At 60.4% G+C, this 26,413-nt stretch carries 28 protein-coding genes and 1 tRNA gene; all 29 read right to left on the bottom strand.

Annotation, left to right across the window (positions count from 1 at the left end):
• Entirely contained in the window at positions 1-1,155 is a 1,155-nt protein-coding gene (locus I7X43_RS13405) for an efflux RND transporter periplasmic adaptor subunit (RefSeq protein ID WP_198101455.1), read from the bottom strand.
• Between the two features lie 158 nt (positions 1,156-1,313).
• Complete coding sequence (locus I7X43_RS13400; protein WP_510602557.1) at positions 1,314-1,895, bottom strand: NUDIX domain-containing protein; 582 nt, start codon at positions 1,893-1,895, stop codon at positions 1,314-1,316.
• Complete coding sequence (locus I7X43_RS13395) at positions 1,888-2,133, bottom strand: DUF2818 family protein (RefSeq protein WP_246480418.1); 246 nt, start codon at positions 2,131-2,133, stop codon at positions 1,888-1,890. The genes I7X43_RS13400 and I7X43_RS13395 overlap by 8 nt, the downstream gene beginning before the upstream one ends.
• Positions 2,134-2,196: 63 nt before the next feature.
• Positions 2,197-3,678, bottom strand: a complete 1,482-nt coding sequence (nuoN, locus tag I7X43_RS13390) for an NADH-quinone oxidoreductase subunit NuoN (RefSeq protein WP_198101453.1) — start codon at positions 3,676-3,678, stop codon at positions 2,197-2,199.
• 18 nt (positions 3,679-3,696) lie between these two features.
• Positions 3,697-5,187 (bottom strand): NADH-quinone oxidoreductase subunit M, encoded by a 1,491-nt coding sequence (locus I7X43_RS13385; RefSeq protein WP_198101452.1) that lies wholly within the window; start codon positions 5,185-5,187, stop codon positions 3,697-3,699.
• Between the two features lie 22 nt (positions 5,188-5,209).
• The gene (nuoL, locus tag I7X43_RS13380; RefSeq protein ID WP_246480417.1) at positions 5,210-7,273 is read right to left on the bottom strand and encodes an NADH-quinone oxidoreductase subunit L; all 2,064 of its coding nucleotides are present in this window, start codon (positions 7,271-7,273) and stop codon (positions 5,210-5,212) included.
• Between the two features lie 4 nt (positions 7,274-7,277).
• Positions 7,278-7,586, bottom strand: a complete 309-nt coding sequence (gene nuoK / locus I7X43_RS13375) for an NADH-quinone oxidoreductase subunit NuoK (protein ID WP_198101451.1) — start codon at positions 7,584-7,586, stop codon at positions 7,278-7,280.
• A complete protein-coding gene (locus I7X43_RS13370) occupies positions 7,586-8,215 on the bottom strand; it encodes an NADH-quinone oxidoreductase subunit J (RefSeq protein ID WP_198101450.1) in 630 nt (209 codons plus the stop codon). The genes nuoK and I7X43_RS13370 overlap by 1 nt, the downstream gene beginning before the upstream one ends.
• 21 nt (positions 8,216-8,236) lie before the next feature.
• Positions 8,237-8,725, bottom strand: coding sequence for an NADH-quinone oxidoreductase subunit NuoI (gene nuoI, locus I7X43_RS13365; protein WP_310737569.1), 489 nt, complete (start codon positions 8,723-8,725; stop codon positions 8,237-8,239).
• Between the two features lie 11 nt (positions 8,726-8,736).
• On the bottom strand, positions 8,737-9,834 hold the full coding sequence (nuoH, locus tag I7X43_RS13360; protein WP_198101449.1) for an NADH-quinone oxidoreductase subunit NuoH: 1,098 nt from the start codon (positions 9,832-9,834) through the stop codon (positions 8,737-8,739).
• Positions 9,834-12,143 (bottom strand): NADH-quinone oxidoreductase subunit NuoG, encoded by a 2,310-nt coding sequence (nuoG, locus tag I7X43_RS13355; RefSeq protein ID WP_198101448.1) that lies wholly within the window; start codon positions 12,141-12,143, stop codon positions 9,834-9,836. The genes nuoH and nuoG overlap by 1 nt, the downstream gene beginning before the upstream one ends.
• A 1-nt stretch (position 12,144) precedes the next feature.
• Complete coding sequence (gene nuoF, locus I7X43_RS13350; protein WP_198101447.1) at positions 12,145-13,476, bottom strand: NADH-quinone oxidoreductase subunit NuoF; 1,332 nt, start codon at positions 13,474-13,476, stop codon at positions 12,145-12,147.
• 5 nt (positions 13,477-13,481) lie between these two features.
• Positions 13,482-13,973, bottom strand: a complete 492-nt coding sequence (locus tag I7X43_RS13345; protein WP_198101446.1) for an NADH-quinone oxidoreductase subunit NuoE family protein — start codon at positions 13,971-13,973, stop codon at positions 13,482-13,484.
• Positions 13,970-15,223, bottom strand: coding sequence for an NADH-quinone oxidoreductase subunit D (locus tag I7X43_RS13340; protein ID WP_198101445.1), 1,254 nt, complete (start codon positions 15,221-15,223; stop codon positions 13,970-13,972). The genes I7X43_RS13345 and I7X43_RS13340 overlap by 4 nt, the downstream gene beginning before the upstream one ends.
• A gap of 5 nt (positions 15,224-15,228) precedes the next feature.
• A complete protein-coding gene (locus I7X43_RS13335) occupies positions 15,229-15,831 on the bottom strand; it encodes an NADH-quinone oxidoreductase subunit C (RefSeq protein ID WP_198101444.1) in 603 nt (200 codons plus the stop codon).
• A gap of 5 nt (positions 15,832-15,836) precedes the next feature.
• Entirely contained in the window at positions 15,837-16,313 is a 477-nt protein-coding gene (locus tag I7X43_RS13330) for a NuoB/complex I 20 kDa subunit family protein (RefSeq protein WP_198101443.1), read from the bottom strand.
• Between the two features lie 3 nt (positions 16,314-16,316).
• The gene (locus tag I7X43_RS13325) at positions 16,317-16,676 is read right to left on the bottom strand and encodes an NADH-quinone oxidoreductase subunit A (RefSeq protein ID WP_198101442.1); all 360 of its coding nucleotides are present in this window, start codon (positions 16,674-16,676) and stop codon (positions 16,317-16,319) included.
• A gap of 122 nt (positions 16,677-16,798) precedes the next feature.
• A tRNA-Leu gene (locus I7X43_RS13320) sits at positions 16,799-16,883 on the bottom strand.
• Positions 16,884-16,955: 72 nt separating this feature from the next.
• On the bottom strand, positions 16,956-17,333 hold the full coding sequence (secG, locus tag I7X43_RS13315; protein WP_198101441.1) for a preprotein translocase subunit SecG: 378 nt from the start codon (positions 17,331-17,333) through the stop codon (positions 16,956-16,958).
• 18 nt (positions 17,334-17,351) lie between these two features.
• Complete coding sequence (gene tpiA, locus I7X43_RS13310; protein ID WP_198101440.1) at positions 17,352-18,095, bottom strand: triose-phosphate isomerase; 744 nt, start codon at positions 18,093-18,095, stop codon at positions 17,352-17,354.
• Positions 18,096-18,106: 11 nt separating this feature from the next.
• Positions 18,107-19,096, bottom strand: a complete 990-nt coding sequence (locus I7X43_RS13305; protein ID WP_198101439.1) for an NAD(P)H-quinone oxidoreductase — start codon at positions 19,094-19,096, stop codon at positions 18,107-18,109.
• Between the two features lie 8 nt (positions 19,097-19,104).
• Entirely contained in the window at positions 19,105-21,222 is a 2,118-nt protein-coding gene (gene pnp, locus I7X43_RS13300) for a polyribonucleotide nucleotidyltransferase (RefSeq protein ID WP_198101438.1), read from the bottom strand.
• Between the two features lie 164 nt (positions 21,223-21,386).
• Complete coding sequence (gene rpsO, locus I7X43_RS13295; protein ID WP_198101437.1) at positions 21,387-21,656, bottom strand: 30S ribosomal protein S15; 270 nt, start codon at positions 21,654-21,656, stop codon at positions 21,387-21,389.
• 167 nt (positions 21,657-21,823) lie between these two features.
• Positions 21,824-22,870, bottom strand: a complete 1,047-nt coding sequence (tsaD, locus tag I7X43_RS13290; protein ID WP_198101505.1) for a tRNA (adenosine(37)-N6)-threonylcarbamoyltransferase complex transferase subunit TsaD — start codon at positions 22,868-22,870, stop codon at positions 21,824-21,826.
• 5 nt (positions 22,871-22,875) lie between these two features.
• Entirely contained in the window at positions 22,876-23,217 is a 342-nt protein-coding gene (gene fdx / locus I7X43_RS13285) for an ISC system 2Fe-2S type ferredoxin (RefSeq protein WP_198101436.1), read from the bottom strand.
• Positions 23,218-23,222: 5 nt separating this feature from the next.
• Positions 23,223-25,079, bottom strand: coding sequence for a Fe-S protein assembly chaperone HscA (gene hscA / locus I7X43_RS13280; protein WP_198101435.1), 1,857 nt, complete (start codon positions 25,077-25,079; stop codon positions 23,223-23,225).
• A gap of 17 nt (positions 25,080-25,096) precedes the next feature.
• The gene (hscB, locus tag I7X43_RS13275) at positions 25,097-25,621 is read right to left on the bottom strand and encodes a Fe-S protein assembly co-chaperone HscB (RefSeq protein WP_198101434.1); all 525 of its coding nucleotides are present in this window, start codon (positions 25,619-25,621) and stop codon (positions 25,097-25,099) included.
• Between the two features lie 62 nt (positions 25,622-25,683).
• Entirely contained in the window at positions 25,684-26,007 is a 324-nt protein-coding gene (gene iscA / locus I7X43_RS13270) for an iron-sulfur cluster assembly protein IscA (protein ID WP_198101433.1), read from the bottom strand.
• Between the two features lies 1 nt (position 26,008).
• Positions 26,009-26,401 (bottom strand): Fe-S cluster assembly scaffold IscU, encoded by a 393-nt coding sequence (iscU, locus tag I7X43_RS13265; protein ID WP_198101432.1) that lies wholly within the window; start codon positions 26,399-26,401, stop codon positions 26,009-26,011.
• Positions 26,402-26,413 lie beyond the last annotated feature (12 nt).

Raw genomic sequence — 26,413 nt, 5'->3', positions numbered from 1 at the left:
TTAACGTTGAGCGGCTGAAGCAGACGATGCAGCGGCTACCGGAGGCGTCTTCTGGCCTGCCCGTCGGAGGGCCTGCCCGTCAGCCAACTGCCCTGCTGGGCTGCGCAACACTTCATCCCCCAACTTAAGGCCCGACTGGATCACCCATTCCCCCCGACGCGCATCGCGTTCACCCAGTTGCACCGACACCTTCTTCAGTCGGTCTCCGTCCAGGCGCCAGACGAACGCTTCCTCGCCCTGACGAACCAAGCTCGATTCCGCCAACACCAGGGCTGACTTCGCGCCCGTATTCACCCGACCTTCGGCATACAACCCAGCGACCTTTGGCGCTTGGGCGGGGTTATCAAAGCGAGCCATCACTTCGACCTGACGCGTGGTGGGGTTGGCTGCCGCATCAATGCGCTCGAGTTTGGCGCTGTACTCACCTTCTGACACGCCATTCACGCGCAAGGCCACGGCCTGTCCGACGCGAATTTCGCCCAACCGATCGGCACTGACCTGCCCTTCAAATCGAAGCGAGCGCGGATCGACCACCTTCACAATCTCACGGCCCACTTGCACTGTGTCACCCACGGAGACCTTGCGCTCGCTGACCACCCCATCAAACGGCGCTTTAATTTCCGTTCGGGTCATTTGCTGTTTGGCGCTCACCACGCGGGCGCGCGCCGCGGCCAGCTCTGACTGCGCGGCATTCCGCCGCAACTCGGCATCCTCCAACGCCTGCATCGACGTCATGCCTTGTTGGTTCAAGGTGCGCTGGCGCTGCAAAACCCGTTCCGTTTGTTCAAAGCTTTGCGTGGCGGCTCGGAGTGCCTCTTCCGCACTGGTCAGGTTGTCACGGATGGCGGTGCTGTCCAGACGCACGATGACGTCCCCCTGGCGGACGGGTTCGCCGTTGTCTTTGGTCACCTGGAGCACAACGGCTGCAACCTCCGCCCGCAGATCCGCTCGGCGGGCCGCCTGAATGGAGCCCGTGAGCACCGGACCGCCAATCAGTCCATTGCTGCCCACCGTCACCACGTCTTCCGCTGCGATCTGGAGCGTGGCACTCGGCCCCGTCTTGTCTTTGTTCTTGGCGTCGGGGCGTTGGCAGGCCGTCAGACTCAAGGCCAGAACGAGAGCGGACAACAACAAGGGCTTGCGTTGGGTCAACATGGAATTTTGGGCTTATGGGAAAAAGCGCAGCTTAATGCGCACGTGGCAACCCTGCCAATCCACAGGGATGAAGCGCATGCTTTGGGGCGCGAGCGGCGGGATTTGAGGGGCGATTGGCGACGCCCGTGAGAACAGGCCATGTGCGCCTCAGGCGATCGTCACGGTCGCGCTGACGGGGAGACGATCCAATTCACCGGCCACTGGCCCTGGTTGACCTTCTGCAGCCACATCAGCCCAATCAGGGTTTTGGCATCCGTCACCCGTCCCTCGGCGCAGGCGCAATCCAGCTCCTCTGCCGTCATCAAGACGGGTTCGACAAATTCGCCCGGATCAAGCTCCTGAGGGCCCGCAATCAAACCACGCGCAAGAAAGACGTCAATTCCCTCGGTGGAATAAGCAATGGCATTGTGCAAAACCCCGACATGGGCCCATTCGCTGGCGACGTAGCCGGTTTCTTCGCGCAGCTCCCGCTGCGCGCAGGCCAGGGCACTCTCCAGCGGATCTTTCTTGCCTGCTGGGAACTCCAGCATGACTTGCCCCATCGGGTGACGGTACTGCCGCTCCAAGACCAGGCGCCCATCCGCCAGAAGCGGAACAATCATGACGGCACCCGGGTGCACGATGTACTCCCGAAAAGCCGACGTGCCGTCTGGCAGGCGCACCCGGTCACGCCGGACCTTGAGAAAGCCGCCGTCTAGCATGGCCTCCCGAGAAAGCAAGTGCTCCGTGAGGTCAGTCACTGGCTGTAGCGTGACGTCGCAGATACCGCCATACAAATCCAGGGGCGGCGAAAGTCAACAGCAAACAGAGCAGGACCACATAAAAACCCCACTCTTGGGCGTGCCGTTGGCCCATGCGGGCTTCCACGGTCCAGGCCATCACCAGCCAAACCGCCCCCAACAGCAGCAATTCAAGCAAACGCCATCCGAATGCGCGGTTGGGCCGCAGCGGCCCAATCAGCAAAACCCGGGTGCTCATGAAGGGCAGATTGGCCGCTAGCACCAGCAAGACCCAGAGTGCGGCCGTCGCTGCCATCGCTAGTTAGCCAACCAAGGTGCCAACGATGGCCTGCTTGCAGGCTTCCATCAGGGCGGCGGGCAAGACACCCAAAGCCAGTACGGCGACCCCATTCGCCGTGAGCAGCGCCTGGACATCCCAGGGCGCTTGAATTGGCTGGCGGTCTTGGGGCGCATCGAACCACATGACTTTGATGACACGCAAGTAGTAGTAGGCGCCAATCAGCGACAGCACCACGGCGGCCACCGCCACTTGGTAGTACAGCGCTTCCTGCGTGGCGATCATCGCCTGCAAAACAGACAACTTGGCGTAAAAACCAACGGTCATTGGGATACCCGCCAGCGAAAGCATCAGCAGTGTCATCACACCGCCAAACCAGGGGCTTCGCTGGGCCAATCCCGCGAAGTCGCTGAGTTGTTCGGCCTCATGGCCCTGGCGAGCCAGAAGCATGATCATGCCGAAGCTGCCGAGTGTGGTGAGCACATAGGTCACGGCATAGAAAAGCGCCGAGCTGTAGGCGCTGGCGGCAGGCAGCGCGTCCCCTTTCACCACACCACTGGCCAGTGCGAGGAGCATGAACCCCATTTGGGCAATGCCGGAATAGGCCAACATGCGTTTGATGTTGGACTGAGCAATCGCGACCACATTGCCCACGACGAGCGACAACACGGCGAGCACCAGCAACATCTGTTGCCAATCCACGGCCAGTGCGAACAGACCCTCCACCAACAGGCGAATGGTGATAGCAAACGCCGCGAGTTTGGGGGCTGTACCGATCAACAACGTCACGGCGGTCGGGGCGCCCTGGTAGACGTCAGGAACCCACATGTGGAAAGGTGCCGCACCCAACTTGAACGCCAAACCCGCCACGATAAAGACCAGTCCGAAGACCAGCACGCCCTGATTGAGCCCCCCCGCTGTCACGACAGCAAACACCTGCGGAATGGACAGCGAGCCCGTCGCACCGTACATCATGGACAAGCCATAAAGTAGGAAGCCACTGGCCAGAGCGCCCAGCACAAAGTACTTCATGGCCGCTTCCGTGCTCACCGCGTGGTCACGCCGCAGGGCGACCAGGGCATACAACGAAAGGCTCATCAACTCCAGGCCCAGGTACACCACCAGGAAGTGGCGTGCGGAGACCATGATGCACACCCCGAGCACCATGAAAAGGCTCAAGGTGAAAAACTCACCTTTGAGCAACTCACGTGCTTGCGCATAGGGGCGCGACAACAGCAATACGCCGGCGGTGACGAGTGCAGCAAAACCCGCCAACAAGTGCCCCAGGGGGTCGACCGACACGAGGTCCTGGAACGCCACGAAACGCCCCCCCGCCTGGAAAGCCTGCAAATGCATACCGCCGACCAGCAGCAAAGTCAATTGCGTTAGCCAATAGGTCACCCGACGTGCGGGATCTTTGACCCACAGGTCCACCATCGCCACGAACAAGGCCATGCCCAGCAGCAGCAGCTCCGGCGTCATGACCGACCAATTCATGTTCGTCATCTTGTCGTCCTCGATCGCTCAGGGCAGCTTGGAAACCGCGACGTGGCGCAGCAGCTGATCCACCGAGGCGTTCATCACATCGGTAAAGGGCTTGGGATAGAGGCCCATCGCCAGCACCGCCAGGGCCAAGATGCCCAGCATCCAAAATTCGCGCGCACTCAGGTCGCTCAATACCTTCACGTTGTCATTAGCGACCGCGCCAAAGTAGACGCGCTTGACCATCCACAGCGAGTAGGCGGCGCCAAAGATCAAGGCCGTGGCCGCGAGTGCGCCAATCCAGAAGTTGAACTGCACCGCACCCAGGATCACCATCCACTCGCCAATGAAGCCTGCCGTTCCCGGCAACCCGCAATTGGCCATGGCAAACAGCACGGCAAAGGCTGCAAACTTGGGCATGGTGTTGACCACGCCCCCATAGGCCGCGATTTCACGTGAGTGGACACGGTCGTACAGCACGCCGATGCAGAGGAACATGGCACCGGAAACAAAACCGTGGGCAATCATTTGCACCAAACCGCCCGCAACTCCGAGTGGATTGAAGAGGAAAAAGCCCAGCGTCACAAATCCCATGTGCGCCACGGACGAGTAAGCCACCAACTTCTTCATGTCTTTTTGCACCATCGCCACCAGACCGACGTAAATCACGGCAATCAGCGACAACGTGATGACGAATGGCGCGTAGGCATGGGCCGCATCGGGCGTCACGGGCATGGAGAAGCGCAAGAAGCCATAGGCCCCCAGTTTCAGCATGATGGCAGCCAGCACCACCGAGCCACCGGTCGGCGCCTCGACGTGTGCATCCGGCAACCAAGTGTGCACCGGCCACATCGGCACCTTGACCGCAAAGGCGGCGAAGAAGGCAAAGAACAGCAGGGACTGCGCATCCATGGCCAGCGGCAACTTGTGCCACATCAGGATGTCAAAGCTACCTACGCCATTGACCTTGGCGCTTTGGAAATAAAGGTACAGCAGGGCCAGCAGCATCAAGAGCGAGCCCGCCAAGGTGTACAAGAAAAACTTAAAGGCGGCATAGACACGCCGCGGCCCGCCCCATACGCCGATGATCAGATACATCGGGATCAGCGTGGCCTCGAAGAAGACGTAAAAGAGCAAGCCATCGGTTGCAGCAAACACACCGATCAAGAGGCCCGACAAGATCAAGAACGCGCCCATGTATTGGTTCACGCGCTCTTCGATCACGTCCCAAGCCGCCACCACCACGATGATGGTGATGAACGCAGTGAGCAACACAAACCACACCGAGAGGCCATCCACGCCCAGCGCGTAGTGGGCATTGAAGCGGTCAATCCAACGTGCCGACTCGACAAACTGCATCGCGGCCGAAGCCGTATCGAACCCAGTGATCAGCGGCAGTGTGACCGCAAAGCTCGCCAGCGCCGACACAAGTGCCAACCAACGCACCAGACCCGCCTGGCTGGGACGGCTGAGCGTGAGCATGAACGCCCCACACAGCACTGGCAGCCAGATCGAAAGACTCAACCATTGCATTTCTTGTTCTCCGGCTTCTCGCTCACTGGCCCAGCAATGCGCGCAATTGCGGCGCAATCGTGGGCCACAGCTTCCAGCTCATCAGACCCACCACGCCGAGGATCATGGCGAAGGCGTAGGCCGTCAGGTGGCCGCTCTGGATGCGCCGCATCCAGGCTGCCAGACGCCCCACCACTTTGGCCGAGCCATCAATGGCCACCCCGTCGATCAGGGCTGCATCGCCGCCCTTCCACAACCCAACGCCCAAACCTCGAACCGCGCGGGCCAAAATTTGCTCGTTGATCCAATCCATGTAGTACTTGTTCTCCATCACCGTGATCAGCGGACGCAGCACGCGAGCGCACGCCGCGGGGATGCTGGGCTGCAGGATGTAGAACCAGTACGCCACCGCCACCCCAGCCAGAGCCAGCCAGAACGGCAGCGTGGTGAACGCGTGCAAGCCCATGGCCATGGCGCCATGGAAATGCTGCTTGAGGAGGTCCATCGCCCCGTGGGCCGTCGTATTGACCGTGATGGCATCCGCGAAGAACGTGCCGTGCACCATGGGTTCGATGGTGAAGTAGCCAACGAGCAGCGAAGGAATGGCCAGAGCCACCAGCGGCAGCCAAACCACCCACGGCGTTTCGTGCGGCTTCTCGCCCGGTGCCAAACCATGATGGTGGTCGTCACCGTGATGGTCATCGTGCCCAGGGTGGGCATGGCCGAATCGCTCCTTGCCGTGGAATACCAGGAAATACATGCGGAAGGAGTAGAAGGCCGTGACAAACACCCCCACCGTCACCGCAAAAGCCGCAAAGTGTGCGCCTGGCAGGGCGCTGCCATGTACGGCCTCGATGATGGAATCCTTCGAGTAGAAGCCCGACAGGAATGGCGTGCCAATCAGGGCCAAGGAACCGATCAGGCTGGTGATCCACGTGATGGGCATGTACTTCCTCAAGCCACCCATGTTGCGGATGTCCTGATCATGGTGCATCCCGATGATGACCGAGCCCGCTGCCAGGAACAGCAGCGCCTTGAAAAACGCATGCGTCATCAGGTGGAAGACCGCCACCGAATACGCCGACACACCGAGCGCAACCGTCATGTAGCCCAGCTGCGAGAGTGTCGAGTACGCAACCACGCGCTTGATGTCGTTCTGGATGATGCCCAGGAAGCCCATGAAGAGCGCTGTGATGGCCCCCACGACCAGCACTACGTTCAGCGCCGTATCCGACAGCTCAAACAGCGGCGACATGCGGCTGACCATGAAGATGCCAGCCGTCACCATGGTGGCGGCGTGGATCAGCGCCGAGATCGGCGTCGGGCCTTCCATCGAATCGGGCAGCCACACATGCAACGGGAACTGTGCTGATTTGCCCATTGCACCGATGAACAGGCAGATGCAGGCCACCGTGATCAAGCGCCAACCGTCGTCGCCCCACAGGGGCAACGGGAAGGCAATGGCTGCCAGCGCGTCTTTTTTGGCGAAGATTTCGGCGTAATTCAACGAGCCGGAATAGGCCACCAGCAGGCCGATGCCAAGAATGAAGCCAAAGTCACCCACGCGGTTGACCAGGAAGGCCTTCATGTTGGCGAAGATCGCCGTTGGTCGCGTGTACCAGAACCCAATCAGCAGATAGGACACCAGACCCACCGCCTCCCAGCCGAAGAACAGTTGCAGCAGGTTGTTGCTCATCACCAGCATCAACATGCTGAAGGTGAACAGCGAGATGTAGCTGAAGAAGCGCTGGTAGCCCGGGTCTTCTGCCATGTAGCCGATGGTGTAAATGTGCACCATCAGAGACACCGAGGTCACGACCACCATCATCATGGCCGTCAAGCCATCGACGAGGAAACCAATTTCCATCTTGATGCCGCCGACCACCATCCACTCATAGAGCGTTCCGGAGAAACGGGCGCCATCCAGGGCCACGGCCTTGAGCGTGACCAGGGAAATGGCCGCCGCAATGGCCACCCCCAGAATGGTCACCATGTGCGCACCGCGCCGGCCAATGGTTTTGCCGAACAAGCCGGCCAAGATGCAGCCGATCAGCGGAGCCAGGGGCACCCAGAGCAGCAGGTTCGGATTGAGCATGGGCGTGGTCATCGGATCAGCCCTTCAGAGAATCCAGCTCATCCACGCGGATGGAGCTGCGGTTGCGGAACAGCACGACAAGGATGGCGAGACCAATCGCCGACTCCGCCGCTGCCACCGTAAGGATGAAGAACACAAACACCTGACCGGCGATATCCCCCAGGAAATGGGAGAACGCAATGAAGTTGAGGTTGACAGCCAGCAGCATCAACTCAATCGCCATCAGCAGAACGATCAGGTTCTTGCGATTCATGAAGATGCCAATGACCGAGAGCGCAAAGAGCAAGCCGCCCAGCGTCAGGAAATGGCCGAGGGTGAGTTCCATCACGCGGCTCCTTCTTCTTTTTGAGACTGGGCCGGCTTGACTGCGTTCATCTTGACCAAACGGACCCGATCCTTCGCTTTGACTCGCACCTGCTGGCCGGCGTCCTGCCAACGTGCATCTTTGCGCTCGCGCAGGGTAAGCGCGATGGCGGCAATGATTGCCACAACCAGCAGCACCGCAGCCACTTGAAGCGGATACAAATAGTCGGTGTAGATCGCCACACCCAGCAGCTTGCTATTGCCGAGCTTGAGCGCCTCCGCAGGCAGGGCGGCTGGCTGACTCACCTGGAAGCCGCCCATCAGGACCGCTGCCATTTCCAACGCCACAACCACCCCCACCACGGCGGCCAACGGCAGGTGCTTCCAAAAACCCTGCCGGACCTTGTCGGTTTGGGAGTCCAGCATCATCACAACAAACAAGAACAGCACCATCACGGCACCGACATAAACCAACACCAAGGTGATGGCCAGAAATTCAGCCTTTAGCAGCATCCAAATGCAGGAGGCATTGAAGAAGGCCAGTACAAGAAAGAGTGCCGCATGCACGGTGGACTTCGCGGTAATCACGCGAAAGCTGGCACCCAGCAAGATGGCTGAAAACAGAAAGAACAACGCGGTGGTGATGTTCATAGTTATTACGGCCTCAGTACCTCAGCGGTACTTGGCATCCGCCTCCTTGGCTTTGGCGATCAGCGGCTCGTAGCGATCACCCACCGCCAGCAGCATGTCCTTGGTGAAGTACAGATCTCCCCGCTTCTCACCGTGGTATTCAAAGATCGGCGTTTCAACGATGGAATCGACCGGACAGCTTTCCTCGCAGAACCCGCAAAAGATGCACTTGGTCAGGTCAATGTCATATCGCGTGGTACGCCGCGTGCCGTCGTCCCGTACGCCGCTTTCAATCGTGATGGCCATCGCGGGACACACGGCCTCACACAGCTTGCAGGCGATGCAACGCTCTTCCCCGTTGTCATAGCGGCGCAGGGCGTGCAGTCCGCGAAAGCGGGGGCTGAGAGGGGTTTTTTCTTCCGGGAACTGAATGGTGATGTTCGGTGCCAGGAAGTGTCGGCCGGTCAGGGCCATGCCCTTGAACAGCTCAATGAGCATGAAGCTCTTGAAGAAATCGATGAGTGCACTCACTGCTCAGGCCCTCATTTCCAGATATTCCAGGGGGACTGGATCCACAGACCCACCACGATCAGCCAAACCAAGGTGACCGGGATAAAAATCTTCCAACCCAGACGCATGATTTGGTCGTAGCGGAAGCGGGGGAATGATGCGCGAACCCACAGGAAGAGGGTCACAACCACGAAGGTCTTCGCGAACAACCAGAACCAGTTCCACAGGGCCATGGTGTTCTGAATGAACACCGGGGTTTCAAGGCCAAAAAGGGCAAAACTCACTGGCGCCGCCCAGCCCCCAAGGAACATCGTCGCCGCCAAGACGGAAACCAGCCACATGTTGGCGTACTCAGCCAAGAAGAACATCGCAAACGACATGCCCGAGTACTCGATCATGTGGCCGGCGACGATTTCCGACTCACCTTCGACGACGTCAAACGGGTGACGGTTGGTTTCAGCCAGTCCCGCGATGAAGTAGACAACAAAGATGGGGAGCAACGGCAGCCAGTTCCAACTCAAGAAACCCAGCCCCATGTCAGCAAACTGACCTTTGGTTTGCCCCAACACGATGTCCGTCATGTTCAGGCTGCCGGTCACCATCAAGACGACGACCAGTGCAAAACCCATCGCAATCTCGTAACTGACCATCTGAGCCGACGCCCGCATCGCCCCCAAGAAGGCGTATTTGGAGTTGGAGGACCAACCAGCAATGATGACCCCATACACCTCAATGGACATGATCGCCATCAAGAACAGCAGGCCCGCATTGATGTTTGCCACGGCCGCTTCCGGACCGAACGGAATCACTGCCCATGCTGCCAAGGCCGGCATGATGGTCATGATGGGGCCCAGGAAGAACAAGCCCTTGCTGGAGGCCGTGGGCAAGATGATCTCTTTGAAGATCAGCTTGACCGCATCCGCAATGGGGGTCAGCAGCCCATAAGGGCCAACGCGGTTGGGGCCCGGTCGAAGTTGCGAAGCCGCAATGCCCTTGCGCTCCCACAACGTTAGGTATGCAACCAAAATCATCAACGGCGCAACCACCGCAACGATTTTGATCAGGGACCAAACGACAGGCCAAAGAATGCCCAGAGTTTGCGATCCCCAGACGTTGAACTGGTCAATCATCACGCCTTCTCCACGGTGATGGCGGCAAATCCAGCACCCAGACTGACCGTCTGGGTCAGGCCGCCAGCGACACGGACGACGCCATCCGCCAAGTTCGCATTGCACTGCACAGGCAAGACCGCATGCCCTTGACCTTGAGATACACGGACCAAGTCACCGTCCGTCAGTTGCAGTTGCAGGGCCAACGAGCGCGAAATCTGCACCCCGGACGCCTGACGGCCGTCCCGAGTGGCTTGGAGGCTCGGGGCTTCACGCACCAGCATGTCCGCTGCGTAGATGGGCAATTCATTCAAGCGCACCAAGCCAGCCGGCTCGGTCGATGGAATCTGCAGTGCCGCCACCTCAGCACTCTGCGCATTCAGGTTCACCGAGGCTCTAACGGACTCGCTGCTTTCATAGTCGAATCCCGGAAGTCCCAGATGATTGGCCAGGACGCGCAGCACTTTCCAACCTGGGCGCGTTTCACCCAAGGGCGGCACAACGCCCACGAAGCTTTGAGCCAGCCCTTCCGCATTGACGAACGTGCCTGAAGTTTCGGTGAAGGGCGCCATCGGCAACAGCACATCCGCCAGATCCAACAACGAATCCGTCCGATGCGAACTCAGCGCCACCACCATGTCGGCTTGCGCCAACGCGGCGTGGGCTGCTTGGGGATTGGCACTGTCCAGCAGCGGGTCCACACCGACCATCAAAACGCCTTGAGCTGGCGCCTCGCCCAACAGGGCTCTCGCACTACGCCCGCCGGCACCCGGTGTTGCACCGACCAGTTGGACACCCACAGCGTTAGCAGCCTGGCCCAGAACCCCAACCGTAGCCCCGACCTGTGCCGCGATCCACGCGGCGAGCGCGTACAGCTGGCTGGCTTGCGGGTGTTCCATCGCGGTATTGCCGAGCAAGACCGCTTTTTCTTGCCCTTGACGCAGGGCCTGCGCAAGGCGAAGCGCCTCGTCGCTGACCTGTGCAACCGGAACCGGTGCGGCGATACCCTGGCCCAGCACCAAGGCCGACGCGACTTCGGCCATGAATGACAACCAGCGGTCGGGAGCACAAGTGGCGTGCTGATGAACCGGCATGGCCCAGTCATCAGCCACCGCATGCAGGCTCAGCACCGCGGCGCCATGACGCGCCGTTTGGCGGATCCGCTGAGCGAAGAGCGGGTGCTCCTTGCGCAGGTTCGAGCCAATCACAAACACCGTATCCAGGTGCGACAGGGAGGCAATCGAACGTCCCAGCTGGAACGCACGCCCCGCTCCGGCTCGCAATGCGTCGTCTTGCTGACGCAGCGCCGAATCGATGTGCTCGCTACCCAGCGCACGCATCAGCTGCGCGCTTAGCGCGGCCTCTTCCACAGTGACATGCGGTGACACGAGTGTGGCCAGGGCGCCGCCCTGTTGCTTGACCCCCTGAAGGCCTTTGGCGGCGTAATCCAGGGCCACGGCCCACTCCACCTGCTGCCAAGCGCCGTCACGCTTGATCATGGGGCGCGTCAGACGGCTGTCGGCATTCAGGCCTTCGTAGCTGAAACGATCACGATCGGCCAACCAGCACTCGTTGACAGCCTCGTTTTCATGCGGAACAACACGCATAACGCGGTTGTTCTTGATCTGGACGATCAGATTGGCACCGGTGGAATCATGCGGACTCACCGACTTGCGCCGAGCCAATTCCCAGGTCCGGGCGCTGTATCGGAAAGGCTTGCTGGTCAAGGCCCCAACGGGGCACAGGTCGATCATGTTCCCCGAGAGCTCGGAATCCACACTTCGACCCACGAAGGTGGTGATCTCAGCGTGCTCGCCACGATTGGGCATCCCCAATTCCATGACGCCGGCCACTTCCTGCCCAAAGCGAACGCAGCGCGTGCAATGGATGCAGCGGCTCATCTCCTCCATGGAGATCAGCGGACCCACGTTCTTGTGGAATACCACCCGCTTTTCTTCAGCGTATCGACTCTTGCTGCCCCCATAACCAACCGCCAAATCTTGGAGTTGGCACTCTCCACCCTGGTCGCATATTGGGCAGTCCAATGGGTGGTTGATGAGCAAAAACTCCATCACACCCTGCTGGGCTTTTACCGCCTTCTCCGAGCGTGTGCGCACCACCATTCCCGGGGTCACCGGCGTTGCACAGGCGGGCAGGGGCTTGGGGGCCTTTTCAACCTCCACCAAGCACATGCGGCAGCTGGCTGCGATGCTGAGCTTCTTGTGGTAACAAAAGTGCGGTACGTACGTCCCCACCTTTTCGGCCGCATGCATGACCATGCTGCCTTCCGGAACGGCCACTTTCTGACCGTCAAGTTCGATTTCAACCATCTCAGGCGGCCTTCTTCACGTTGGCGGCTTCGATCTTCTGCACGAACTCGTGCTTGAAGTTTTTGAGCATCGCTCGGACCGGCATGGCAGCCGCGTCACCCAGGGCACAAATCGTGCGACCTTGAATGTTGTCCGCCACACTATTGAGCAGGTCAATGTCCTCCGTGCGACCTTGACCGTGCGCGATGCGTTCGATCACACGGTGCATCCACCCTGTGCCTTCTCGGCACGGCGTGCACTGCCCGCAGCTTTCGTGCGCATAGAAATACGACAGACGCAACAGGCTTTCCACCATGCACCGACTGTCGTCCATCACGATCACAGCCCCCGAACCCAGCATGGACCCCGCCTTCGCGATCGAGTCATAGTCCATCGTGCACTGCATCATGACGTCAGCAGTCAGCACCGGTGCCGAGGAGCCCCCGGGAATCACCGCTTTGAGCGTGCGGCCCTTGCGCACGCCACCCGCCAACTCCAGGAGGGTGCTAAAGGGTGTCCCCAGCGGAACTTCGTAGTTACCAGGTCGCTCCACATCCCCAGACACCGAGAAAATCTTTGTGCCCCCGTTGTTGGGCTTCCCGATCTCGAGGTACGCCGGCCCCCCGTTTCGGATGATCCAGGGCACCGCGGCAAAAGTTTCAGTGTTGTTGATGGTGGTCGGTTTACCGTACAGGCCAAAGCTGGCTGGGAACGGCGGCTTGAAGCGCGGCTGGCCCTTCTTGCCCTCGAGCGACTCCAACAGCGCCGTTTCCTCACCGCAAATGTAGGCACCAAAACCATGGTGAGCGTGCAGCTGGAAGCTGAAAGCCGAACCAAGGATCCTGTCACCCAACAGACCCGCTGCGCGAGCCTCTTCCAGGGCGGACTCAAAGCGCTCATAAACCTCGAAGATCTCGCCGTGGATGTAGTTGTAGCCCACGGAGATTCCCATCGCATAGGCGGCGATGGCCATGCCTTCGATCACGGCGTGGGGGTTGTACATCAGGATATCGCGGTCCTTGCAGGTCCCCGGTTCCCCTTCGTCCGAATTGCAGACCAGGTACTTGGCGCCCGGGAACTGCCGTGGCATGAAACTCCACTTCAGACCCGTGGGGAAGCCCGCACCGCCACGACCGCGAAGACTCGACGCTTTGACTTCTGCAATCACTTGCTCAGGCGTCATGCCGCCGTCCGCAGCCAGGATTTTTCGCAGCGCTGAATAACCGCCACGCGCCTCGTAGTCCTTCAAGCCCCAGTTCTTGCCGTTCAAATCGGCGTAAATCTGTGGCTGGATGTGACGCCCGTGAAAGCAGGTGTGCTCGCCGGTGCTTTGAAATTTGGAAAGGTCGAGCATGGTTCTCAGGCCTTCTTCAGCACGTCCAGCAGCTCATCCAGCCGCTCATGGCTCATGTAGCTGCACATTTGACGGTCGTTGACCAGCATCACCGGCGCGTCGGCACAAGCCCCCAGGCATTCGCACTGTTGCACGGTGAACTGGCCATCGGCGGTGGTACCACCGGCTTCGACACCCAGCTTGTCCAGCACGTGCTGCAAGGCCTGCTGCCCGCCACGTAACTGACAAGGCAGGTTGGTGCAAACGTTCAGCTTGAACTTGCCCACCGGCTGCTGGTTGTACATGTTGTAGAACGACGTGACCTCGTGCACGGCGATCGGCGCCATTCCCAGGTACTGGGCCAGCGCCTCTTCCGACTCGCGGGACACGTGGCCCTCTTCCTGCTGAATGATGGACAGGCAGGCCATGACGGCCGACTGCTTTTGTTCTGCAGGGTATTTGGCGACTTCGCGATCCCAACGGGCGCGCGTCGCATCGGTCAATTGATAGCTGCTCATCGATCGATCTCGCCGAACACGATGTCCATGGTGCCAATGATGGCCACCGCGTCCGCCAGCATGTGACCGCGACTCATCTCGTCCATGGCGGCCAAATGGGCAAAACCCGGGGCCCGAATCTTCATGCGATAGGGCTTGTTGGCGCCATCACTCACGAAGTAAATACCGAACTCACCCTTGGGGTGCTCAACGGCCGCGTAAGCCTCACCGGCCGGGACGCGGAAGCCTTCTGAGAAGAGTTTGAAGTGGTGGATCAACTCTTCCATGTTGGACTTCATGGATTCGCGCGCCGGGGGTGCCACTTTGTGGTTTTCTGTGATCACCGGACCGGGGTTGGCCTTCAGCCAGTCCACGCACTGCTTGATGATGCGATTGGCCTGCCGCATCTCTTCCATCCGAACCAGATAGCGGTCGTAGGTGTCCCCATTCACACCGACCGGGATATCGAAATCCATGCGGTCGTACACGTCATAGGGTTGGTTCTTGCGCAGATCCCACGCGATGCCCGAACCCCGCAGCATGGCGCCGGTAAAGCCCAGGTTCAGCGCGCGCTCGGGCGTCACAACGCCGATCCCGACGGTGCGCTGCTTCCAAATGCGGTTGTCCGTCAGCAGGGTTTCGTAGTCGTCGACACAAGCCGGAAACCGCTTCGTAAAGTCGTCAATGAAATCCAGCAACGTTCCTTGGCGGTTGTCATTCAAACGCGCCATCGTTTTTGCGTTGCGCACCTTGCTCGCTTGATACTGCGGCATGGTGTCCGGCAGATCGCGATACACGCCACCGGGTCTGAAGTACGCCGCATGCATGCGCGCCCCAGAAACCGCTTCGTACATATCGAAGATGTCCTCGCGCTCGCGGAAGGCGTAGATGAAGATGTTCATCGCGCCGCAATCGAGGCCGTGACAACCGAGCCACAGCAGGTGGTTCAGCAAACGGGTCAGTTCGCTGAACATCACGCGGATGTACTGCGCACGCACCGGAACGTCGATCCCGAGCATCTTCTCTACTGCCAAACAGTAGGCGTGCTCATTGCACATCATCGAAACGTAGTCCAGTCGATCCATATAGGGCAACGACTGGATATAGGTCTTGCTCTCCGCCAACTTCTCAGTGGCACGATGCAGCAGACCGATGTGGGGGTCGGCGCGCTGAATGACCTCGCCATCAAGCTCCAACACCAAGCGCAGCACACCGTGGGCTGCGGGGTGCTGCGGACCAAAGTTCAGCGTGTAGTTTTTGATTTCGGACATGGTGCTCACAGACCCCCGTAGTGGTCTTCGCGGATGACGCGGGGCGTGTTCTCGCGCGGTTCGATCGTGACCGGTTGGTAAATCACCCGCCGCTGCGCAGCGTCGTAGCGCATTTCCACATGACCAGAAACCGGGAAGTCTTTGCGCATGGGGTGGCCAATGAAGCCATAGTCCGTCAGGATGCGCCGCAAGTCTTCATGGCCTTCGAACAAGATGCCATAGAGATCAAAGGCTTCCCGCTCAAACCAATTGGCCGCTGTCCACAACGGCGTCACCGAGGCCACCACAGGAAGATCGTCCTCGGGTGCAAAAACTTTGAGTCGAACCCGCTGGTTCAAGGTGACCGACAGCAAATGACTCGCAACGCAGAAGCGAGGCCCTTCCCAAGGCTTAGCGCCATACGTCGCGTAGTCCAGCCCACACAAGTCAATCAGCTGCTCGAAGCGAAGTTCGGAGTGATCCCGCAAAGTCTTCGCTGCGCTGAAGTAATCAGCCGCCGAGACCTCGACGGTCAGTTCACCCAATGCCCGAGTGAGCTTCTTGACCCGCTCACCGAGCGCATTTTTGAGGCTGGATTCCAGCCGATCCAAACAAGGTGCTGTCGTCATAAGGTTTAGCGGGCAATCGTGTTTTCGCGCCGAATCTTGGCCTGCAATTGCAGGATGCCGTACAGCAGGGCTTCAGCCGTCGGGGGACACCCAGGAACGTACACGTCCACTGGCACCACCCGGTCACAACCGCGCACCACCGAATAGCTGTAGTGGTAGTACCCACCGCCGTTGGCACACGAGCCCATACTGATGACCCAGCGCGGCTCGGCCATTTGGTCGTACACCTTGCGCAGTGCGGGAGCCATTTTGTTGCACAAGGTGCCTGCCACGATCATCAGATCGGACTGACGTGGACTGGGGCGGAACAACATCCCAAAGCGATCGATGTCATACCGCGCGGCGCCGGCGTGCATCATCTCAACCGCACAACAGGCCAGCCCAAAGGTCATTGGCCACAGCGAACCGGTCTTGGACCAGTTCATCACTTTGTCAACCGACGTGGTGACAAAGCCTTCTTTCAGAACGCCTTCAATGCCCATTGCTTATTCCCAGTCCAGCGCGCCTTTTTTCCACTCGTAGGCAAAACCCACGACGAGGATGGCGAGGAAAACCATCATGGCCCAGAAGCCCGCGGGACCAATTTCCTTCAGCGTGATGGCCCAGGGAAAGAGGAAGGCGATTTCAAGGTCAAACAGAATGAACAGAATGGCCACGAGGTAATAGCGCACATCAAACTTCATGCGCGCATCTTCAAAAGCCTCGAAGCCACATTCATAGGGGGAGTTCTTGGCCGCATCCGGTCGATGGGGCCCGACGAGCGCACCCAAAACTTGGGGGATGACCCCCACGGCCGCGCCGACCAGGATGAAGAGGATGACAGGGAGGTACTGTTCCAAATTCATGGTCTTTATTGCTACAGACAAAACCGCAGCATCTTATTCGCTAGAAACGAAAACGGGCGCCTGGCTTTTTGTGCTCTGCGCCCGTCTTTGCGATTGGTCAACCCTTGGGTTAACGCTTAATTTGGTGCGGTCGGCGAGACTCGAACTCGCACAGCTTTCGCCACTACCCCCTCAAGATAGCGTGTCTACCAATTTCACCACGACCGCTTTACTAACCCTTCACAGCGCATGAGGATTGCCTGCTGTAAAGAGCCTTGCATTCTATACCGAAAAAATCGCTTATTGCGATGCTGCGGAAGCAGGAGTCGATGCAGCCGTCGGTGCCACAGGGATAGCCGCCGCGCCCGTCTGGGGTTCAGACGCCACCACGGCCGGCGCCGCATCCAAGATCGAGCCCTTGTCCTCCGAGCTGGCGCGCCGTTGTGTGCCGGTGTAGGCAAGCACCAAGGTGCAGGCAAAGAACAGGGTGGCACACAGGGCCGTTGCCTTTGACAACACGTTGGCGCTGCCGGTCGCACCAAAAAGCGTGCCCGACGCCCCAGCGCCAAAGGAGGCGCCCATGTCTGCGCCTTTGCCGTGCTGCATCAGCACCAAGATGATCATTGCCACGGCACTGATCAGTTGAACGGCCAAAACCAGGTTGAGTAGAAATTGCATGTTGAGATCCTCAGTAAATCAGTGTCCCGCGCGGCAAATGGCGTCGAAGTCCGCCGCTTTGAGGGCGGCTCCCCCAATCAGCCCCCCGTCGATGTCGGGCTGGGAGAACAGTTGGGCAGCATTCTCAGGTTTGACGCTACCGCCATACAGAATGCGAACCTGGGCCGCCGCGGGCGTCGCCGCCAGCAATTGCTGACGCAGCCGGGCATGAACTTCTTGCGCCTGCTCAGGGGTCGCCGTCAGCCCCGTTCCGATGGCCCAAACGGGTTCGTAGGCCACCACCACCTCGCCAATTCGCGCACCCAAATTGCGGATCAGGGTGCCGAGCTGGCGCTGAACCACGGCCTCGGTGTGACCCGCCTCGCGTTCCGCCCGTGTTTCCCCGACGCACACGATCGGAATCAAATCCTGGGCCAGCGCCGCTTTCGCTTTGGCAGCCACCAGCTGATCGTTCTCTGCGTGATACGTCCGGCGCTCGCTGTGGCCGACGATGGCATAGCGCGCGCCAAACTCTTTGAGCAGGGTAGCCGAGACCTCGCCGGTGTAGGCCCCTTGCCCGTTGTGCGCCGACACGTCTTGCGAACCCCACGCGATCGGGCTGCCGCTCAGCAGGCGTTCGCATTGCGCCAAATAAGGCAGCGGCGGGCAAACCACCACATCACTCGACCACGGTCCAAGACTCTTGAGATCGCTCAGCAAGGACTCAACGAATGCCTTACCACCGTGCATCTTCCAGTTGCCGACCACCAAGGTCTTGCGCATCTTCACACTCCTCAATTCCACCGCAGCACCAGTTTGCCGACATGTGCGCCAGCCTCCAGCGCCTCATGCGCCCTCACCACGTCCGCGGCGGGAAAGACCGCAGCCAGGACGGGCTTGATTTGCCGCGTCACCAACAACGGCCACACTCGATGCCGCAACTGCTCGGCAATCGCCGCCTTGAAGGCGTTGGCGCGGGGTCTCAGCGTCGAACCGGCAATCCGTTGACGCTTGCGCAGCAGCAAGCCCGCATCCACTTCGGCCTTGGTGCCACCCTGTACGGCAATCACCTGGATACGACCATCTTCCGCGAGACAGCGCTGATCTCGCCCCAAATAGTCCCCGCCCACCATGTCAAGAATGAGGTCAGCGCCCCGCCCCGAGGTAAGGGCCAACACCTCGGAGACAAAGTCCTCTTCACGGTAGAGGATTGCGGCATCCGCACCCAATGCACAGCAAGCCGCTGCCTTTTCTTTGTTGCCCACCGTGACCAAAACGTGCGCACCGAAAGCTTTCGCCAACTGGATCGCCGTGGTTCCAATGCCGCTCGATCCCCCATGGATCAAGAGCGTTTCACCGGCGCGTAGGTTTCCTTGATCAAACAGGTTGGACCAAACTGTGAAGAAGGTCTCCGGAAGACCCGCCCCCTCCTCCAGGGTCCACCCCGCGGGCAGGGGCAAGCAGTGACTGACCGAGGCCACGCAGCGCTCGGCATAACCACCGCCACCAACCAGAGCCATCACCGCATCGCCCACCGCCAATCCTTGGGCGCGCAGCGCCGCTGGGTCGCCGGACAGCACATGGCCAGCCACCTCCAAGCCAGGCAAGGAACTACAACCCGGTGGTGGCGGATACAGACCTCGGCGTTGCAACAGATCGGGGCGATTTAGCCCAGATGCCACCACACCGATCAGGCATTCCCCTTCGCCAGTCCGTGGCTCTGGGCACTCGATCATTTCGAGTACTTCAGGACCGCCGGGTTGGCGAATGGCAATACCCTTCATGGGCCGTCTTACTCCTGTGCAGGCGCGGCCGCCGGGCGCTCCAGCAACGCCTTGATCGAGAGCTTGACGCGGCCCTTCTCGTCCGTATCCAGCACCTTGACCTTAACGATCTGGCCTTCCTGCAGCACATCGGTCACCTTGCCGATGCGCTGGTGGGCGATTTCGCTGATGTGAACCAAGCCATCCTTGTTCGGGAGGATTTGCACCAGGGCGCCAAAGTCCAAGATCTTGACGACCGGACCTTCGTAAGTCTGTCCCACCACGGCTTCGGCCGTGATGTCTTCGATGCGCTTCTTGGCCAACTCGGCCTTGGCGGCATCGGTCGAAGCAATGGTGATGGTGCCGTCTTCGCCAATGTCGATCGTGGTGCCAGTTTCTTCCGTCAACGCACGGATGGTGGCACCGCCCTTGCCGATCACGTCACGGATCTTCTCGGGATTGATCTTCATGGTGTACAGACGCGGTGCGAATTGCGACACCTCGGTGTTGGCGCCCGCGACGGCTTCCACCATCTTGCTCAAGATGTGCAGGCGGGCTTCCTTGGCCTGCGCCAGTGCCACTTGCATGATCTCTTTGGTGATGCCTTGGATCTTGATGTCCATTTGCAGCGCCGTCACACCCCCGGTCGTGCCGGCCACCTTGAAGTCCATGTCACCCAGGTGATCTTCGTCACCCAGGATGTCGGTCAGGACGGCAAACCGGTTGTCTTCCTTGATCAGGCCCATGGCGATACCGGCCACGTGTGCCTTCAGGGGCACGCCGGCATCCATCATCGACAGACAGCCGCCACAGACCGAAGCCATCGACGACGAGCCGTTGGACTCGGTGATTTCCGACACCACGCGCAAGGTGTACGGGAACTCTTCCTTGCTGGGAAGAACGGCCATCAGCGCACGCTTGGCCAGACGGCCGTGACCGATCTCGCGGCGCTTGGGGCTGCCCACGCGACCGGTTTCGCCGGTGGCAAAGGGGGGCATGTTGTAGTGCAGCATGAAGCGGTCGCTGAACTCTCCCGCCAGGGCGTCGATCAACTGCGCATCACGGTCGGTGCCCAAGGTGGTGGCCACCAAGGCCTGGGTCTCGCCGCGGGTGAACAAAGAAGAACCGTGGGTGCGCGGCAGCACGCTGTTGCGGATCTCGATCGGCCGCACGGTGCGGGTGTCGCGACCGTCAATGCGCGGCTCACCGGCCAAGATCTGGCTGCGGACGATCCGGGCTTCGATTTCGAACAACAGGTTGTCCACTTCGACGCCGTCGAACTCGGTGCCAGCGGTTTTGAGGGACTCTTTAACCGCGGCGTAGGCGGCGCGGCAGGCCTCGGTTCGAGCTTGTTTGCTGCGAATTTGGTACGCGGCGCGCAGCTGCGGCTCGGCCAGCTCGGTCACTTGGGCAATGAAGGGTTCGTTCTTGGCGGGAGCGGCCCAGGTCCAGGTCGGCTTGCCGGCTTCACGCACCAATTCATGAATCGCGTTGATGGCGACCTTGCCGGCGTCATGACCGAACACCACAGCGCCCAGCATCACTTCTTCGCTCAGTTGGTCGGCTTCCGACTCGACCATCAGCACGGCCGACTCGGTACCGGCCACCACCAAATCCAGCTTGCTGTTGGCCAGCTCGGTCTTGCCGGGGTTCAGCACGTACTCGCCGTTCACGTAACCGACGCGGGCAGCGCCGATCGGACCGTTGAACGGAATGCCAGAAACCGCCAGAGCGGCACTGGTGGCGATCATGGCGGCGATATCCGCCTGCACTTCAGGGTTCAGGCTCAGGGTGTGAATCACCACCTGAACTTCATTGAAGAAACCCTCCGGGAACAGCGGACGGATCGGACGGTCGATCAGGCGACTGGTCAGAGTCTCGAGCTCGCTCGGGCGACCCTCACGCTTGAAGAAACTACCGGGGATCTTGCCGGCGGCATAGGTCTTCTCGATGTAATCGACCGTCAGGGGGAAAAAGTCCTGGCCGGGTTTCGCCTCTTTGCGCGCCACGACGGTGGCCAGCACCACGGTGTCGTCGATGTTGACCAGCACAGCACCGGTGGACTGACGGGCGATTTCGCCCGTTTCCATCGTGACCGTGTGTTGGCCCCATTGGAAGGATTTGGTGACTTTATTGAACAAGCTCATGGGAACTCCAGTGGAAGGTCTAAACCGGGCTCAACAAGCCGTTCGCCATGTCATTCCCAAAATGCCCAACGAGCACTTTGGGGATGGCATGCGGTCACGGGTTGCGTGGTCTCCGGTGGGGATGAAGAAAGAGCCTGCTTTCGGCAGGCTCTTTCAGGCAGCAATTACTTGCGCAGGCCGAGCTTCTTGATCAGCTCAACATAGCGGCCGCTGTCACGATCCTTCAGGTAAGCCAGCAGGCGCTTACGCGAATTGACCATCTTCAGCAGGCCGCGACGGCCATGGTGATCCTTGGGGTTGGCCTTGAAGTGCGGCGTCAACTCATTGATGCGGGCGGTCAGCAGCGCAACTTGCACTTCGGGGCTGCCGGTATCGTTGGCAGCACGGGCGTTGGCCTTGACGATTTCGGCCTTGTTGATATCAGCGACGGACATGATGTTTCCTTCGAGCGGAAGCCGTCGTGCACTCCGATGTCAGGAGCGAACCGAACGGTTTCCAGGTTGAACTTGCGAGCGGAGGTGAAACCGACCCCCGTCGTGCGAAGCATCGCCTACCACGCCAACGCAGTACGTTGGCACAATAGAAGAAGCCTATGAGTATATCAGGACATCTCGAGCGGCCACCGCGGCCGAATTTCGAAACTGCCGGTAGAGAGTGGCGGCAGTGGCGTACCCCTCCCCGCCTCCTGGTTCATGGCCGCCGCAAGGGCGATCATGGCGCCGTTGTCGGTGCACAACCCCAATTCGGGATAGTGAACCCGGACAGCGCGCCGACTACACGCCTCGTTCAACTGGGCACGGAGACTGGCGTTGGCCCCCACTCCGCCTGCCACCACCAAGCGTTTGAGCCCGGTTTGCTTCAGTGCGGCCAAGCTCTTCTTCACCAGCACCTCCACGATGGCCGCTTGCGTGGACGCGGCCAAATCAGCCCGTGCACTGGCGTCTTCGATGGGGAGCCTTTTGGCCTGTGTCATCACCGCAGTTTTGAGGCCCGCAAAACTGAAATTCAAATCCCCGCTGTGCAGCAGTGGCCTCGGTAACGGAAAGGCATCCGCACGCCCCTGTTCCGCCAACCGGGACAAGTGCGGCCCGCCGGGATAGGGCAAGCCCAGGAGCTTCGCACTCTTGTCGAATGCCTCTCCCGCCGCATCGTCGATGGTTTCGCCGAGCAATTCGTAGGAGCCCACGTCACGGACCCACATCAACTGCGTGTGCCCCCCTGACACCAACAAACACACGAACGGAAACTCGGGCGGATCCTCCGACAAAAAAGGCGAAAGCAGGTGACCCTCCAGGTGATGGACGGGCAATGCCGGGATCCCCAAACTGGCCGCCAAAGCGACCGCAGCCCCCGCCCCGACCAGCAGCGCCCCCGCCAATCCCGGCCCCTGGGTGAACGCGACGGCGTTCAGGTCTTGCAGGGTCAGCCCGGCGTCGCGCAGCACTTGCCGGGTCAGCGGCACCACGCGACGGATGTGGTCTCGAGAAGCCAACTCGGGAACAACCCCCCCATAGGCTTGGTGCATGTCGATTTGACTGTGCAATCCCTGGGCCAAAAGGCGCGGCCGCACACCCCGTGCACACTCCACGAGTGCGACACCGGTTTCATCGCAACTGGATTCGATACCCAGAACGCGCCAAGGCTCCACGGCCGTCAAACCTTTTTTTCCTTGGCGTGGTTGATGGAATACTTGGGGATCTCCACCGTCAAGTCCTCGCGCCCAATGATGGCTTGACACGCCAAGCGCGAATCGGCCTCTAGGCCCCAGGCGCGGTCCAGCATGTCCTCTTCACCCTCTTCCATTTCCGAGAGCGAAGCAAAGCCTTTGCGCACGACCACATGGCAGGTCGTGCAGGCGCACACCTGGTCGCAGGCGTGCTCAATTTCGACCCCATGGTCCAAGAGCGCCTCGCAGATGGAAGTGCCCGGCGGCGCCTGAACGGTGCGGCCTTCTGGGCAGTACTCCGGGTGCGGGAGGATGGTGATGGTGGGCATGTGAGTTAGATCTCCTCAACTGAGCGCCCAGCCAAGGCGGATTGAATACTGCGGTTCATTCGAGCCGCCGCAAAACCTTCAGAGCCCTTGGCAAGGGCCGCCACGGCGGCCTCAATGGCGACCGCATCACCTTGGCCCATGGCGCTGCGCAAAGTCCGAAGCAAATCATCCAAGTGCTGGCGATCCAGCACCGGCACCAAATCGCCGTCGACGGCCAGAGCGGACTCCGTCGCCATGCACAAACGCTCCCCCTCTACCCTCGCTTCGCGGAGTTGGCGAGCCTGCCGATCCCCGTGCGCACTGGCAAATCCGTCCCGGAGCATGGCCGCAATTTGCTCATCGCTCAGGCCGTAGCTGGGCTTAACACTGATGGCCGCTTCCACGCCCGACAGGATTTCGCGCGCCGAGACTGACAGCAGGCCATCCGCATCCACTTGGAAACTGACCCGTATGCGCGCCGCGCCGGCCGCCATCGGCGGAATGCCACGGAGTTCGAAACGGGCCAGCGAGCGACATTCACTCACCAAGTCGCGCTCGCCTTGAACGACATGGAGCGCCAAGGCGGTTTGCCCATCTTTGAAGGTCGTGAAGTCCTGCGCTTTGGCAATCGGCAAGGTCGCGTTGCGCTCAACAATGCGCTCGACCAGCCCCCCCATGGTCTCCAGCCCCAAGGAAAGCGGGATTACATCCAATAGCAGCAATTCCCCATCCGGCGCATTACCCGCCAAGGCATTGGCCTGAACTGCTGCGCCAAGCGCCACCACCTCATCCGGATTCAGATCCGTCAGCACCGGCCGCCCAAAAAGCTGGCTCACTCGTTCGCGAATGACGGGCATTCGGGTGGATCCACCAACCATCACCACACCCTGCACATCGTCGGCCGCCACCGCAGCATCACGGAGAACGCGACGCACCACCGACAGTGTGCGATCCACCAGCGGCTTGGTCAGCCCCTCGAACTGCTCGCGCGACACCGCACAGCCCACGGCACCCGAGTCCAAAACCAGCTCAAGCTCAGTCGCTTCCACCTCGGACAAACGCTCTTTTGCCTGTCGTGCCGATGACCGTACGCGTTGACGATCCGCCGCGCTAACCGCCGTTCGGTGCGCTTGGCTCAACGCCCAATCCGCCAACAACTGATCGAAATCATCCCCCCCCAAACGCGCATCACCGCCGGTGGCAACCACCTCAAAGACGCCGCGTGTCAATCGCAGCAACGACACATCGAAGGTGCCCCCACCCAGGTCATAGACGGCATATAGACCCTCTGCGCTGCGGTCAAGCCCATAGGCGATTGCCGCTGCCGTGGGTTCATTGATCAGCCGCAGCACTTTGAGGCCCGCCAGCTCGGCAGCATCTTTGGTGGCTTGCCGCTGGGCATCGTCGAAGTAAGCGGGAACGGTGATGACCGCACCGTAAAGCTCGTCATCGAAACTGTCCTCAGCACGCTGACGAAGTGTGGCCAATATTTCCGCCGACACCTCGACGGGCGACTTGGCCCCCTCTCGGGTTTGAACCGCCACCATGCCTTGCCCTTCCTCCAGGGCATAGGGCAACTTGACGGCCTCCGTCACATCCGCCAACTGCCGACCCATCAGACGTTTGACCGAGGCAATCGTGTTCGCCGGATCAGCGGCTGCATTCGTCACCGCGGCCCATCCCAGCGCCCTCCGCCCTTGTCCCAGGTATTGAACAACGGAGGGAAGGATGACGCGCCCTTCACTGTCTGGCAGGCATTCCGGGTGCCCGTGACGGACGGCAGCGACCAACGAGTGTGTCGTACCCAGATCCATGCCGACCGCGATTCGACGCTGGTGCGGGTCGGGGGATTGGCCGGGCTCAGAAATCTGCAACAGCGCCATGGTTCAGCGTCTAGCTTTCAAATGGGAAAGAGCGCGTCACGGCGGCGCTCAATGTCTTTTAGGAATCGGGCGACGAACATCAGCGACCGTACCGCCTGAGCCGCCTGGTTGGGGCACCCGTCGGGGCTGTCCAGTTCCCGGGCGACCGTGTCGAACAGGCCGCGTTGGCGCCGGTGTACACGGGCCTGAAGCGCATCAATGCCCGCCTCATCCTCCGCCTCGTCCAGGCACTCGCGCCACTCCATCTGTTCGCCGAGGAAGGCCATGCACATGTGGGTATTGCTCTCTGCCTGAATCGGCGCCCCACGCAACTCACACAGGTAGGCCCCACGGGCCAGCGGATCTCGCAAACGCCGGTAGGCTTCATTCACTCGCAAGGCCCACTGCATGGCCTGAGCCTGCGTCGCCGCACCCTGCCCCACATGGCGATCAGGATGAACCTGAGCGGCCAGTCGCTTCCAACGGGCATCCAAGTCGGTTCGCTCCACTTGGTAGCGAACCGGCAGGCCAAACAGTTCGAAGTCGTTGCTCGACAGCTGCATCGGAATCAGTGAAGAAATGAAAAAAGCGCGGCCTCGCACCGCGCCTTCACACCCTGCAGGGGTTAAACACGGAAGGATTCACCGCAACCGCAGCGGTCTTTCTCTTGCGGATTGCGGAACTTGAAGCCTTCGTTAAGGCCCTCTCGAACGAAATCCAATTCAGTTCCATCCAAGTACGCCAGGCTCTTCGGGTCCACCAAGACTTTGACGCCCTGATCCTCAAACACCACGTCCTCAGGGGAAACCTCGTCGGCGTATTCCAGCTTGTAAGCCATCCCCGAACAGCCCGTCGTTTTGACACCCAAGCGCACCCCCACGCCCTTGCCGCGACGCGCCAAGTATTTGGTGACATGCCGTGCCGCCGCTTCCGTCAGGGTCACTGCCATTTCAGGCCTCCTGCGTATTTTTGGCCCGGTAATCCGCCACGGCTGCTTTGATGGCATCTTCCGCCAAGATCGAGCAATGAATCTTCACGGGCGGCAAGGCCAATTCCTCCGCGATCTGGCTGTTCTTGATGGACAGTGCTTCGTCCAGGCTCTTGCCCTTGACCCACTCTGTCACCAACGAACTGCTCGCAATCGCCGAACCACAGCCATAGGTTTTGAAGCGTGCGTCTTCGATGAGACCTGTCGCCTGATTGACTTTGATTTGCAGCTTCATGACGTCGCCGCAAGCCGGTGCGCCAACCATACCGGTGCCCACCGCCGCATCGCCTTTTTCAAAGCTGCCCACATTGCGGGGGTTCTCGTAGTGATCCACCACTTTGTCGCTGTATGCCATGTCAACTCTCCA

The organism is Inhella gelatinilytica, assembly GCF_016093295.1.
Classification (GTDB): Bacteria; Pseudomonadota; Gammaproteobacteria; order Burkholderiales; family Burkholderiaceae_C; genus Inhella; species Inhella gelatinilytica.
This window is presented reverse-complemented; position numbering and strand designations above follow the sequence as displayed.